Origin of the sequence: Actinophytocola sp. (assembly GCF_050699935.1) — a bacterium.
GTDB lineage: Bacteria > Actinomycetota > Actinomycetes > Mycobacteriales > Pseudonocardiaceae > Actinophytocola.
In genome coordinates, this window is sequence record NZ_JBOHGB010000188.1 from 1 (window position 1) to 12,520 (window position 12,520).

At 72.3% G+C, this 12,520-nt stretch carries 11 protein-coding genes and 2 pseudogenes; 7 read left to right on the top strand and 6 right to left on the bottom strand.

Annotation, left to right across the window (positions count from 1 at the left end):
• Positions 1-100: 100 nt before the first annotated feature.
• Both ACRDTB_RS34300 and ACRDTB_RS34305 read right to left on the bottom strand, forming a co-directional pair.
• Positions 101-235 carry a hypothetical protein gene (locus tag ACRDTB_RS34300; protein WP_431436402.1) on the bottom strand — a complete coding sequence of 45 codons (135 nt, stop codon included), beginning with the start codon at positions 233-235 and terminating at the stop codon, positions 101-103.
• A gap of 44 nt (positions 236-279) precedes the next feature.
• Positions 280-390 (bottom strand): annotated as a pseudogene (locus tag ACRDTB_RS34305) (Scr1 family TA system antitoxin-like transcriptional regulator); the annotation flags it as partial.
• Between the two features lie 320 nt (positions 391-710).
• Between ACRDTB_RS34305 and ACRDTB_RS34310 the strand changes: the two are divergent.
• Both ACRDTB_RS34310 and ACRDTB_RS34315 read left to right on the top strand, forming a co-directional pair.
• Positions 711-2,210, top strand: a complete 1,500-nt coding sequence (locus tag ACRDTB_RS34310; protein ID WP_431436392.1) for an FAD-binding oxidoreductase — start codon at positions 711-713, stop codon at positions 2,208-2,210.
• A gap of 362 nt (positions 2,211-2,572) precedes the next feature.
• Complete coding sequence (locus ACRDTB_RS34315) at positions 2,573-4,114, top strand: hypothetical protein (protein ID WP_431436393.1); 1,542 nt, start codon at positions 2,573-2,575, stop codon at positions 4,112-4,114.
• On the opposite strand, the gene ACRDTB_RS34320 is transcribed toward ACRDTB_RS34315, so the two are convergent.
• Positions 4,009-5,463, bottom strand: coding sequence for an aldehyde dehydrogenase family protein (locus ACRDTB_RS34320; RefSeq protein ID WP_431436394.1), 1,455 nt, complete (start codon positions 5,461-5,463; stop codon positions 4,009-4,011). The genes ACRDTB_RS34315 and ACRDTB_RS34320 overlap by 106 nt on opposite strands.
• Before the next feature lie 41 nt (positions 5,464-5,504).
• On the opposite strand from ACRDTB_RS34320, the gene guaA reads away from it, so the two are divergent.
• Both guaA and ACRDTB_RS34330 read left to right on the top strand, forming a co-directional pair.
• Positions 5,505-7,061, top strand: a complete 1,557-nt coding sequence (gene guaA / locus ACRDTB_RS34325) for a glutamine-hydrolyzing GMP synthase (protein ID WP_431436395.1) — start codon at positions 5,505-5,507, stop codon at positions 7,059-7,061.
• On the top strand, positions 7,058-7,540 hold the full coding sequence (locus tag ACRDTB_RS34330) for a hypothetical protein (RefSeq protein WP_431436396.1): 483 nt from the start codon (positions 7,058-7,060) through the stop codon (positions 7,538-7,540). Before guaA ends, ACRDTB_RS34330 begins: the two co-directional genes overlap by 4 nt.
• 49 nt (positions 7,541-7,589) lie before the next feature.
• On the opposite strand, the gene ACRDTB_RS34335 is transcribed toward ACRDTB_RS34330, so the two are convergent.
• Both ACRDTB_RS34335 and ACRDTB_RS34340 read right to left on the bottom strand, forming a co-directional pair.
• Positions 7,590-7,811 carry a hypothetical protein gene (locus tag ACRDTB_RS34335; RefSeq protein ID WP_431436397.1) on the bottom strand — a complete coding sequence of 74 codons (222 nt, stop codon included), beginning with the start codon at positions 7,809-7,811 and terminating at the stop codon, positions 7,590-7,592.
• Entirely contained in the window at positions 7,804-9,132 is a 1,329-nt protein-coding gene (locus tag ACRDTB_RS34340; RefSeq protein WP_431436398.1) for a PspC domain-containing protein, read from the bottom strand. The genes ACRDTB_RS34335 and ACRDTB_RS34340 overlap by 8 nt, the downstream gene beginning before the upstream one ends.
• A gap of 157 nt (positions 9,133-9,289) precedes the next feature.
• On the opposite strand from ACRDTB_RS34340, the gene ACRDTB_RS34345 reads away from it, so the two are divergent.
• From ACRDTB_RS34345 to ACRDTB_RS34355, 3 genes are read left to right on the top strand one after another with little or no spacing between them, the layout of a single operon-like run.
• A complete protein-coding gene (locus ACRDTB_RS34345) occupies positions 9,290-10,639 on the top strand; it encodes a PspC domain-containing protein (RefSeq protein ID WP_431436401.1) in 1,350 nt (449 codons plus the stop codon).
• 14 nt (positions 10,640-10,653) lie between these two features.
• The gene (locus ACRDTB_RS34350; RefSeq protein ID WP_431436399.1) at positions 10,654-11,337 is read left to right on the top strand and encodes a response regulator; all 684 of its coding nucleotides are present in this window, start codon (positions 10,654-10,656) and stop codon (positions 11,335-11,337) included.
• A gap of 55 nt (positions 11,338-11,392) precedes the next feature.
• Positions 11,393-11,857, top strand: a complete 465-nt coding sequence (locus ACRDTB_RS34355) for a hypothetical protein (RefSeq protein ID WP_431436400.1) — start codon at positions 11,393-11,395, stop codon at positions 11,855-11,857.
• Positions 11,858-11,873: 16 nt separating this feature from the next.
• Here ACRDTB_RS34355 and ACRDTB_RS34360 read toward each other — a convergent pair.
• A pseudogene (locus ACRDTB_RS34360) lies at positions 11,874-12,520 on the bottom strand (hypothetical protein); the annotation flags it as partial.

Here is a 12,520-nt window from a genome sequence, read left to right on the forward strand (position 1 = left end):
ACGAACGACTCCCAGCACATTCCGAAGCCTTCATCAACTGGTCCATGATCACTATGATGACCCGACGCCTGGCCCGCCAACAAAGCCAGGCCACGACCACCTAACCCAGTTCAAAGACAGGCTCTAAGAACTCCATGAGGTGGATCGGCATCCAGCCGCCGTGGTATCCGGCCGCACCAGGAATGGAGAATCGGAACCTGGCCGCATACGGGCCATCGATGATCTTCTGCCGCATCGTTCGCATCCTGATGCGATCTTCGATCTCGTGTTCGGGAATGACCGGCAGCCTGCAAGGAGAGCGCGGGTGTAGTTCTCGGTCTGCAATAGGCCAGGTACCAACGTTGGCTCGAAGCTCGTGATGGCGATCGAGGCGTCCTCGTCATCGCTCAAGGTGCTGAGCTGCGGTGGGAGCCGCTCGCCGTATTCGAGCCACCAGCTGGGCTCGTAGCAGTCGCGGGTGAGGCGTAGCAGGGCGTCACGCTTGGGGCCGGTGATGCCGCATATCGCCAGGTCGGATCGTGGTCACGCATCGCGCACTCCTTGTCACTCTTGGGGTGTGTGCGCTCACGCTAGAACGGATCTGTGCGGGTCAGGGCATTCCGCGCGGGGAGTTCACACAGTCGGACCGCGAGTGCCAGGGGGCCAACGGCGGGCCCGGGCGACAACCTGATCCACTGGTCGGGCGTCTGCGTCGCTGGAGGTGTCGGGGGTTGATCACGAGACGAGCGTTCCTGTCCGCCGCCGCGCTGGGCACGGTGGCGGGAGCCGGTGCCGCGTGCAGCGGCGAGTCGGGCTCGCCGCGGCCGGCCACGACGTCGAGCCCGTCCGCGCCGCCGTCATCCGCGTCGAAGCCCGTGCCGCCGAACTGGCCGGCACTGCGCAAGAAGCTGCGCGGCGGCCTGGTGCTGCCCGGCGACAACGGGTTCGCAGCCGCGACGCGGGTGTACAACCCGCTGTTCGACTCGCGCAGGCCGGCCGCCGTGGCGCGCTGTTCGCGGCCCGAGGACGTGCAGGCGTGCGTGGAGGTCGCGGCGGCGGCGCGGATGCCGATCGCCGCGCGCTCGGGCGGGCACAGCTACGCGGGCTACAGCAACCAGGACCAGGCGTTGATCGTGGACCTGAGCCCGATGTCCACAGTGGACGTCGACGGCGACTCCGCGGTGGTCGGCGCCGGGACACGGCTGATCGACGTGTACGCCGGCCTGGACGCCGCGGGGCGCTGCCTGCCCGCGGGATCGTGCCCGTCGGTCGGCATCGCCGGGTTGACGCTGGGCGGCGGGATCGGCGTGCTGGCGCGCAAGCACGGGCTGACCTGCGACCGGCTGGTGTCCGCTCGCGTGGTCACGGCGGACGGCCGGCTGGTGACGGCGTCGGCGGAGTCCGAGCCCGACCTGTTCTGGGCGCTGCGCGGCGGGGGCGGCGGGAACTTCGGGATCGTCACGTCGTTCACGTTCAACGTCCCGGCGGCGCCCGAGCTGACCGTGTTCTCGCTGCGCTTCGACGGGGCGGCGGCGGACGTGGTGGGCGCGTGGCAGGCGTGGGTCGCGGATCTGCCGGACGAGTTGTGGACGAACTGCGTGGTGTCGGCCGGGTCGCCGCCGAGCGTCCGGGTGGGCGGCTGCTTCGTCGGCTCGACCGGCGACTGCGAGGCGCAGCTCGCGCGGCTGGGCCTGGCGGCGTCGTCGCGGTTCGTCACCGGTAAGTCCTATCTGGACGCCATGCGGTACTTCGCCGGGTGCTCGGAGCGGTCGGTGGAGCAGTGCCATCCGGCGTCGGCCGGCGGGTCGTTGGGGCGGGAGTCGTTCGTGGCGTCGTCGCGGATCCTGGCGAGGCCGGTGGGTGACCCGGCCGCGCTGGTTTCCCTGCTGGACGGGCGAAGCGGCGTCGACCTGCTGCTGGACTCGCTCGGCGGTGCGGTGTCCGCGGTGGCGCCGGACGCGACGGCGTTCCCGCACCGCACGGCCGTGGCGAGCGCGCAGATCTACGCGAGCACGGGCGCCGGCCGGCAGGCCGCGACCCGCCAGGTGGCCGAGATCCGCGACGGCCTGGGCAAGCTCACCGGCGCGCTCGGCTACGTCAACTACATCGATCCGGCCATGCCCGACTGGGCGGACGCGTACTACGGGCCCAACCTCCCCCGCCTACGCGAGGTAGCCGCCCGCTACGACCCCGACGCTGTCTTCACCTTCCCCCAAGGCCTGGCCCCCTAGCCGCGAGTCCCCCGCTCCCGCACGCGAGTCCCCGCTCCGGAACCGGCGGTCGTGTCGAACGGTCAGTTGGGGAGGGCGTCCACCACGATCGGCGGCACGACGGTCTTCGGGGGAGCGGCAGATGAGTAGCGACAGCCAGGCACACGTTGGAACGGACGCGGTCACGGAGACGGGCACGCGTCGGCTCGACCTGGTGTTCGCCGCAGGTGTGGTCGGGCTCGGTGTCGCGGCCTTCGTCGCGACGGCGTCTCATGCGCTGCGCAGCGGCGGTTCCGTCGATGCCGTCATCGCGCTGATCGCGCTGACGATCGGCCTGGCCGTGGCCACCATCCGCCTGCGGAGCCCGTCGGGGCGGCTGGGCCGTGGCGTTGGTGGCGGGAGCGGCGTTGCTGCCGGGCTACCGGCTGATCATCGCACCGAACCCGATCGTCGAGGATCGCTCGTCGTCGGACGGGTCCTACCTGACCGACGTCGACGAGGCCGTGCTGGGCACCGGAACCCCTTCATGGGCGCAGGCATTCGCCGCGGTCAGCTGCCTGGTCGCGGCCGTGGCGATCGCCGTCGCGGGTTCCCGCACGGTCGGCTCGACGGGAACCGGTGCCGGACGTGACCGCCGCTGGATCGCGGCAGGGCTGGTGTGCGCCGTGCTGGTGTCGGTCGCGGGATGGGGCGCGGCCGGGCTGCTGCGCGAGCTGACGCTGGCCAGGGTCGCCGGGAACGGCGCCGAGCTGGAGGTGTTCGACCCACCCCGGACGAACCGGAACCTGGTGCGCGGCGAGGACGGCCGGTGGACACGTCGCGGACTCGTGCGCGCGCTGCCGGCTGGTGACGTGCTCGTCGGTGTGCGGATTCGCGAGGTGTCCGACAGTGCGGACGGTTGCGACGCGGCCGTCTCCGCGGTCGTCGGCCTGCGCCGTGACGATTGTGCCGAGCTGTGGCGCTACACCGTGGCCGGCGATCACGGGCAGGAATGGATCGACGCGATGGTGGTAGACCCGGCCTCCGGGGCCGTGCTCGTCGTGGTCGGCGACGCGCTCGTCGGCCTCGACGTCGACGGTGGCATTCGCTACACGCATCCGCTGCGCCCCAAGGACAGCCTCGATTCGTGGACCCTGGTCACCGGCCACGACGACCACGCGCCACCGGCGAACCTGACGTTGGGCAGCGTTGCCGCGCTCGTCGCCTGTCAGGGTTCGCTGCACGACGAGGTCGTCGGTGTGGACGTGGCCACCGGCGAGGTGCTGTGGCAGGCCGACCGCAACGGCCGGCGTGCCAACGATCGGCGACTCGTCCGCTTCGATCGTGACGGGAGGCCTTCGGCGTCCGTGAGTAGCTTTTCGGACAGCGACGAACTGCCCGGCCTGATCGAAGGACCGCCGGTCGCCATCGCCGGCGGCGACGGGCTCCTCGCCCTCCCCATGTACAGGTCGAATGAGCGTGCGAAGGACTGGGCCGGCTGGGTCCTGCTCGACCCGACCCTGTCGAGCACGTGCCCGTGTCCGGCCCGGCCGACTACCACACCGCCTACGGGCGCCTCGGTCGCTACGTCTTCGAGTTCCGTTACCGCGCCGGCACGATCGTGCTCCGTGAGCGCGCTCCCCGGTTGCCCATCGACGGCAGCGTCACGACCGAAGACCGCTGTGCCGGCGGAGACGTACGCCTCGACGGCGACGAGCGAACCCTGCTCGTCTCGTGCGACCGCGGCACCCGCACCACGACGACCGCCTACCCGACACCACGCTGATCGCCTACGCGACGTTGGACTCGCGGGTCCGGAGCGGGGGACTCGCGGGGTCGGTCAGAGCTCGAGGCCGGTGAGGACCATGATGCGTTCCTCGGTGAGGTCGTTCATGGCGCTGCGGATGCCCTCGCGGCCCCAGCCGGAACCCTTGACGCCGCCGTAGGGCATCTGGTCCGCGCGGAACGACGGCACGTCGCCGACGATGACGCCGCCCACGTCCAGCTCCGCGCGGGCGCGGAAGGCCACCTGCACGTCGCGCGTGAACACGCCGGCCTGCAGGCCGTACTGCGAGTCGTTGACCTGATCGAACGCGTCGTCGAGGCCGTCGGTCACGGAGACCACGAGCACCGGGCCGAAGACCTCCTCGGCCCAGACCTTCGAGTCGTGCGGGACCTCCGAGAGCACGGTCGGCGAGACCGACGCGCCGTCGCGCTTGCCGCCCGCGAGCAGCTTGCCACCGGCCGACACGGCCTCGTTGACCCAGCTCTCGACGCGCTCCGCGGCGGCCTCGTCGACCAGCGGGCCGACCTCGACCTCGGGGTCGTGCGGGTCGCCGCTGCGCAACGCGTTCACCGCGTCGAGCAGCTTCGGCACGAACCTGTCGGCCACCGCCTTGTCGACGAGCACCCGCTGCACGGCGATGCAGGACTGCCCGGCCTGGTAGTTGCCGAACGTCGCGATGCGCTTGGCGGCGAAGTCCAGCTCCGGCCAGTCGGCACAGACGACCGCCGCGCCGTTGCCACCGAGTTCGAGCACGACCTGCTTGCGCGGCGCACTGTCCATGATCGACCAGCCGACCGGGCCCGAGCCGGTGAACGACACCACCGGCAGCCGCGGGTCCTGCACCAGCTCGATCGTCTGCTCGTTGCCGACCGCGAGCACCGAGAAGGCGCCCTCGGGCAGGTCGGTCTGCGCGAGCAGCTCTCCCAGCAGCAGCGCGGAAAGCGGGGTCCGCGGCGCCGGTTTGGCGATGATCGGCGCGCCCGCCGCGATGGCCGGGGCGATCTTGTGCGCGACCAGGTTCAGCGGGAAGTTGAACGGCGCGATGCCCAGCACGGGCCCGCGCGCGACCCGGCGCACGACGGCCATCCGGCCCTCGGCGGACGGGTCGGTGTCGAGGCGCTGCAGCTCCCCGGAGAAGCGGCGGGCCTCTTCGGCCGCCCAGCGGAACGTCGACACGCAGCGGCTGACCTCGACGATCGCCCACTTGAGTGGTTTGCCGTTCTCCGCGGTGATCATCTCCGCGACCTCGTCCGCTCTGGCCGCGAGCGAGCGGGACACGTGGTCCAGCGCGGCGGCGCGCACGTGCGCGGGCGTCGTGCGGAACGGGTGGGTCGCGGCCGCGGCGGCGGCGACCGCGCGCTCGACCTGCTCGTCGCTGGGCACGCAGACGGTCGCGATCTCGTTCCCGTCGTAGGGGTGATACACGCTGAGCGTCTGCTCACTCTGCTCCGCGCGGCCGGCGACGTAGACGGGCCGGGGGGTCGGCAGATGCGGCTCTGTCGCGTTCATGCCTCCACCGTAGTTCCCCGGCCCCGTGACATGCTTCCCCTGTGACGGAACACCAGCACCGGCCGGTTCTCGTGGTCGACTTCGGCGCGCAGTACGCCCAGCTCATCGCCCGCCGCGTGCGGGAGGCGCAGGTGTACTCGGAGGTCGTCCCGCACACGGCTCCGGTCGCCGACCTACTCGCCCGCGACCCGCTCGCGATCGTGCTGTCCGGTGGGCCGTCGTCGGTCTACGCCGAGGACGCCCCGGGGGTCGACCCGGCGCTGTTCGACGCCGGCGTGCCGGTATTCGGCATCTGCTACGGGTTCCAGGCGATGGCGCAGGCACTCGGCGGCGAGGTCGCGCACACCGGCACGCGGGAGTTCGGGCGCACCGAGCTGGGCGCGGCCGGCGGGGTGCTGCACGCGGACCTGCCGGCCCGGCACCCGGTGTGGATGTCGCACGGCGACAGCGTCACCGCGGCGCCGCCCGGGTTCACCGTGACGGCCGGCTCGGACGGGGCGCCGGTGGCGGCGTTCGAGGACACCACCCGGCGGCTCGCGGGCGTGCAGTATCACCCGGAGGTGGCGCACTCGCCGCACGGCCAGGAGGTGCTGCGGCGGTTCCTGCACGACGTCGCGGGCCTGCGTCCTTCGTGGACCATCGCGTCCATTGTGGACGAACAGCTGGCGCGGATCCGTACTCAGGTGGGCACGGACGGGAGGGCGATCTGCGGGCTGTCCGGCGGGGTCGACTCGGCCGTGGCGGCGGCGCTGGTGCAGCGAGCCATCGGCGACCGGCTCACGTGCGTGTTCGTCGACCACGGCCTGCTGCGGGCCGGCGAGCGCGGACAGGTGGAGCGCGACTTCGTCGCGGCCACGGGGGTTCGGCTGGTGACCGTGGACGCGGCGGACCAGTTCCTCGAGGCGCTCGTGGGCGTGACCGACCCGGAGCAGAAGCGCAAGATCATCGGGCGCGAGTTCATCCGCGTGTTCGAGCAGGCCGAGCGCGACCTGAAGGCGTCGGGCGACTACCGGTTCCTGGTGCAGGGGACGCTGTACCCGGACGTGGTCGAGTCGGGCGGCGGCACCGGGGCGGCGAACATCAAGAGCCACCACAACGTGGGCGGGCTGCCCGACGACCTGACCTTCGAGCTCGTGGAGCCGCTGCGCGAGCTGTTCAAGGACGAGGTCCGGCGGGTCGGCCTGGAGCTGGGCCTGCCGGAGACGATCGTGCACCGCCAGCCGTTCCCCGGGCCCGGGCTGGGCATCCGGACCATCGGCGCGGTGACCGCGGACCGGCTGTCGGTGCTGCGGGCCGCGGACGCGATCGTCCGCGAGGAGCTGACCGCGGCGGGGCTGGACCGGGACATCTGGCAGTGCCCGGTGGTGCTGCTGGCGGACGTGCACTCGGTCGGCGTGCAGGGTGACTTCCGGACCTACGGCCACCCGGTGGTGCTGCGCCCGGTGTCCTCGGAGGACGCGATGACCGCGGACTGGGCCCGGCTGCCCTACGACGTGCTGGAGCGCATCTCCACCCGGATCACGAACGAGGTCCCGGAGGTGAACCGCGTGGTCCTCGACGTCACGTCCAAGCCGCCGGGCACGATCGAATGGGAGTGACGGACCGGACCCGGCTGGGCCCGCCGCCCCGGCGCACGATGGGCGCCGGGGCCTCGTGGCTCGTCGGGATCTTCGCCGCTGTCGTGCTCGTGCGCCTCGTGAGCACGGGCTCGCTGCCGGTGTCCGGCGCTCTGGGCGGGCTGCTCGTGCTGGCGCTGTGGGCGGTCCTGTGGTGGCGGGTCCGGCGCCGGGGTGTGTACGTGAACGCCTCGCGGGTGTGGGTGTGCGACGTGTTCGTGACGCGGTCGTTCGGCCTGGGCGCGGTGGCCTCGGTCGACACGGTGCCGTCCGGACGGCCGTCGGAGCACCTGCGGCGGCTGGTCTTCCACGTCGATGACCGGAACGTCGCCGCGCCGCTGCGCGGGTACGTCCGGGGCCACGACGATCCGTCGGGGCGGCTGGACGTGCTGCCGGCGAAGCAGTTCGACCTGCTGCTGAACGATCTCCGGATGCGAGTGGCCACCGCCCGCCCGGCCTGACACCGCGAGTCCCCCGGACTCGCGGTCTGGAGCGGGGGGACTCGCGGAGCTAGCGCTTTCGGCTGCCGCCTCGCAGGGAGGTGGCCAGTAGGAGGAGGCCGACGAACAGGGCCGCTCCCGTGATCAGCCAGCGGAAGTCCACCTGGGGCAACCACAGCCGGCCGTCGCTCAGGACGTAGCCCGAGATGACCAGGGTGACCAGGCCCAACAGCAGGGTGAGCACGTCCGGCCGGCGGCACCGGGTCTCCGCCTCACGCGTCTTCTCAGCCACGAAGCACCTCCACGCTGCCCGTTCCGACCTCGACCCGCAGGTCCATGTCCAAGCCCTCCGCACCGTCGGTGCCCTGGTCGCTCGCGACCATCCGGTTGTCGGTGCCCGACTGCTCGCGGCCCAGGCACGACACGTCACCCAGGCCCGCCTTGCACTCGACGTCGACGTTCGCCGACTCCGGCACGATCACCGTCACGTCGCCCATCCCCAGGTCGACCCGCGTGTCCACCCGCCCCGAGGCCGGCAGCCCAGTCAGGTCCAGCTCGACCGAGCCGACCCCGCGCTCGTAGCTGTCCCGCACCTCGGACAGCGAGGTCGGCCGCACGTTCAGGTCGCCCACACCGCCTTGCACACCGTTCGGGAAGACCGTGGTCATCCCGATGCCGATCACGGCCAGGGGCACCGCCAGGCCGAGCAGTCCGCGCCCGCCGCGGCGGAACGAGCCGATGACCATGCCCGTGCCGAGAATGGCGAGCACGATGCCGATGATGTGCTGCGGGTTGATCCACCCGCCCGCCACGCTCGACAGCACGGCCGCGGTGATCAGGGCGACGCCCACGGTCACCAGGCCGATCCGCGACCTGCGCTGGGGCGGCTCCGGCGGCTCCTCGTCGTCGGCCGGCTGCGCGGTCGGGTCCGGCAGGTCCCACGCGAACGGCGCGGCGCCCAGCGGGTCCCAGGCCGGCGGCGTGTCCCGTACCTCGGGCTCGGGCTCCCCGCGCTCGGCGACCGGCGGCGGCTCGTTGGTGGCCGGGTCGACCGGCACCTCGGGTGCGGCCGGTGCGGCCGGCTCGCGTGGCTCGTCGGGCAGCGGCATCGTGGTGCCGCCACCCGGCGCCGCTGTGGCCACCGGGGTCGTCGGCTGATCCGGCTGGGCCGCCGGCTCCGGGGTGGGCGCCTGGCCCAGGTGTCCGCGGTTGCGGTGCAGCAGGTACAGCCCCGCACCCACCACGAGCACGCTCAGGAAGCCGGGGAAGCCCGGGAAGAAGCCGCCGAAGAACCAGCTGATCGTCGGGATCAGCGCGATGCAGAGCAGCACCGTGAACGCGCTCGACGTGGAGCTGCGGCCGCGCCCGATCAGCGACTCGAACGGCGAGACCTCGTCGTCCTGCTCGGGCAGGAAGAGCCAGCCGAGCACGTAGAGCACGATGCCCGCGCCACCGTAGATCGACGCGACCACGAACCCGACCCGCACGAGCGTCGGGTCGATGCGGTAGCGGTTGGCGATGCCCGCGGCGACGCCGGCGATCTTGCGGCCGCGCCTCGGCCGTCTCGGGCGAGTCGCCCAGAAGTCCTTCACTGTGTCCTCGACGCCGGTCATGCCGGAAGTCTGCTGTGTCCCACTCACGGTATCGAGGATGCGACGCGGGAACGCCCCGCACATCAGGGAGTGACCCTGATGTTTGACCCCGGGGTATTTCCCTGATGAAAGGGCATGCTTGACATGTGACGATGGACCGGTGCCAGTACAGGTGGTGGTGACCGGAGAGATGACCGGGGACAGGAGACCGGACGTCAAGCCGGACATCAAGCACGACCTCGAGCGCCGGACGCCGGGCGTGCCGGTGCCGGCCGACGACGTGGTCAAGATGCGCCGCCGGCGCAACGGCCGTGCCGTCGCCGGGGTCGCGGGCGGCATCGCCGACCACCTGGACGTGCGCGTGCTCTGGGTGCGGATGGCGTTCGCGGTGCTCGCGGCGCTCGGTGGTGCCGGCGTGCTGGCGTACGGCCTGCTCTGGGTGTTCGTACCGCAGCAGTCGCGCGAGGAGGCACAGCGGGAGGTCTCGCGCCGGGAACGCATGCAGGCACGCGGCCTGCTCGCGCTGGGCATCGGCCTGGCGATCGGCGCCGGCACGCTGTCGGACACGCTCAACGGCTGGGTCGCCGGGGGCCTCGGCGTCACCCTCGTCGGCATCACCCTGGTCTGGCGGGAGGCCGACGACTCGACCCGTCGCCGCGCGCGCAGCGGGTTCCTCGGCGCCGTGCTCGGCCACGGCGGGCGCAGCGCGCTCTTCCGGGTCCTGGCCGGCGGCGCACTGGTGATCACGGGGACCGTCGTCTTCCTGATCCGCAGCGTGGACCTGGACCAGATGCAGTTCGCCCTGCTGTCCGTGCTCGCCACGCTGGTCGGTGTCGCGGTGCTGACCGTGCCCTTCTGGCTGCGCCTGGTCCGCGACCTGGGTGAGGAGCGGCGGGCCCGCATCCGCACGGAGGAGCGCGCGGAGATCGCCGCGCACCTGCACGACTCGGTGCTGCAGACGCTCGCGTTGATCCAGAAGCAGTCCGAGGCGCCGCGCGAGGTGCTGCGGCTGGCCCGCGGTCAGGAGCGGCAGCTGCGCGGTTGGCTGTACGGGCCGGCGGGCTACGGCCGCAAGAAGGACGGTCTCAAGGACGGCCGCAAGAGCGACGGCGGACCGGACGGCGCCGGCGCGATCACGTTCGCCGAGGCGGTCGCGCAGGCGTGCGGCGAGGTGGAGGACCAGTTCGCCATCCAGGTGCAGCAGGTCGTGGTGGGCGACTGCGAGCTCGACGAGCGGCTCACCGGCCTGGCGTTCGCGGCCCGCGAGGCGGTGGTCAACGCGGCCAAGCACGCCGGGGTGTCCGAGGTCAGCGTGTACGCGGAGGTGGAGCCGGAGCGGGTCACCATCTACGTACGCGACCGGGGCAAGGGGTTCGACGTCAAAGCCGTCCCGGCGGACCGGCATGGCCTTGCCGACTCCATCCGGGGCAGGATGGAGCGCAACGGCGGTGAGCTGCGGCTGCGCACGGCGCCCGGCGAGGGCACCGAGGTGCAGCTGCAGATGCCGCGGGAGTCGGTCGGCGCGTAGGAGGAGATGCTCTGGTGACCAGCCCGGTGAGCACTGAAGACGAGAAGCGTCCGGTCCGTGTGTTCCTGGTGGACGACCACGGTCTGTTCCGGGCCGGCGTGCGTGCCGAGCTGGACTCGATCACCGACGAGGTGGAGGTGGTCGGCGAGGCGGGCACGGTCGGCGAGGCGGTGGCGGGCATCGGGCACCGCAAGCCGGACGTGGTGCTGCTCGACGTGCACATGCCCGACGGCGGCGGGGCCGAGGTGCTGCGCCAGGTGCGCAAGGACGACACCGACGTCGTGTTCCTGGCACTGTCGGTGTCCGACGCGGCCGAGGACGTGATCGCGGTGATCCGGGCCGGCGCTCGCGGGTACGTCACGAAGACGATCTCCAGCCACGAGCTCGTCCGCTCGATCGTGCGGGTCTTCGAGGGCGACGCGGTGTTCTCGCCGCGGCTGGCCGGCTTCGTGCTGGACGCGTTCGCCGACCGGCCTGGCCAGGCACCGATCTCCGACCCGGAGCTGGACCTGCTGACCCCGCGCGAGCGGGACGTGCTGCGTCTGCTGGCGCGCGGGTACGCCTACAAGGAGATCGCGTCGGAGCTGTTCATCTCGGTGAAGACGGTCGAGACGCACGTGTCGAGCGTCCTGCGCAAGACGCAGCTGTCCAACCGCTACGAGCTGTCGCGCTGGGCCTCGGACCGGCGGCTGGTCTGAACAGGGCTGTTTGGCACTGCCGTCGGGGCGCTCGGCGGGGTTACTGTCACCGGCCATGCGAAGCTTCCTGGTGACCGTCCAGGTGATCTTGATCGTGGCCGGCCTCGGCGTCGGCGGATTCGTCGCGTACCGCGCGATCGACCTGATCGGCACGGACGACGCGGCGCTCGAGCTCCAGGCCAACCTCGTCCTCGCGGTGGTGGCCCTGACGCTGGTGGTGGCCGCCGGCGTCGTGCGACCGCGGGAGGCCGCCGAGCCGTCGGAGTCCCTCGTGCCGTCCTCGGCCGCGCCCCCGGTGCGGGCGCCCTACCCTCCTGGCGGGTACCGGCCGGGCGGTCCCGGCACGGGCCCCCAGTCGATGATGGGCCCGGGCGGCCCGCACACCGGTCCGCAACCGCCGGTCGGCGGTCCGCACACCGGTCCGCAGCCGCCGGTCGGCGGTCCGCACACCGGTCCGCAGCCGCGGGTCGGCGGTCCGGACCAGGGCTACGGCCGCCAGGAGTACCCGCGCCAGTCGTAGCTCGATCAGGAGTCGATCAGGAGTCGAAGTCGGTGATCAGGAGCTGGCCGTCCTTCTCGACGAGCTCGAAGCTGGTGGGCTCCTCGGACTCGCCGCCGTCCTTCTTCTCGTACAACAACACCGCGTCGACTCGGTCGCCGTCCGCGGTGGCGCTGGCGACCTCGACTGATTCGATCGTGTTCCAGAACTGCTCGTAGGTGCGCTTCCCGCCGGACTTGACCTTCGCTCTGCCCGACAGCAGGTCGTACGCCGTGTCGGTGTCCTCCGGCAGCAGCGCGTAGTAGTCCCGCACCGCCTGCACGTACTCCGCGGAGCCAGGTCGTGCGTCGTTCTCGGCCGGCTGCGGCTGCGAGGTCTGGTCCCCGCGGCTGCCCTCGCCGTTGTCGCGAGCCGAGGACAGCAGGGTCGCCACCAGGATCCCGACCAGCATGGCCGCCACGATCGCCAGCACCGTCAGCGCGATCGACCAGGCCCGCCCGGCCGGCGGTGGCCGCCGTGCCGGTCGCGCCTGCCGGACGGGTGGCCGCGGCGTCGGGCCGGACGGCACCGGCTCGCGGTGCAGTGACGTGCCCGGGCCGTTCGGCGACGGCTCGGAGAACGGGTGCACGTCCAGCCGGGTCGCCTCCTTGGGCGGGCCGGACCACGGCGGCGGCGTCACCGGGC

Bases quoted from the DNA above. Each gene is read 5' to 3' on its own strand.
- ACRDTB_RS34300 (WP_431436402.1), bottom strand. From the start codon at position 235: ATGCGGCAGAAGATCATCGATGGCCCGTATGCGGCCAGGTTCCGATTC.
- ACRDTB_RS34320 (WP_431436394.1), bottom strand. From the start codon at position 5,463: ATGAACGCGACAGAGCCGCATCTGCCGACCCCCCGGCCCGTCTACGTC.
- ACRDTB_RS34340 (WP_431436398.1), bottom strand. From the start codon at position 9,132: ATGACCGGCGTCGAGGACACAGTGAAGGACTTCTGGGCGACTCGCCCG.
- ACRDTB_RS34355 (WP_431436400.1), top strand. From the start codon at position 11,393: ATGCGAAGCTTCCTGGTGACCGTCCAGGTGATCTTGATCGTGGCCGGC.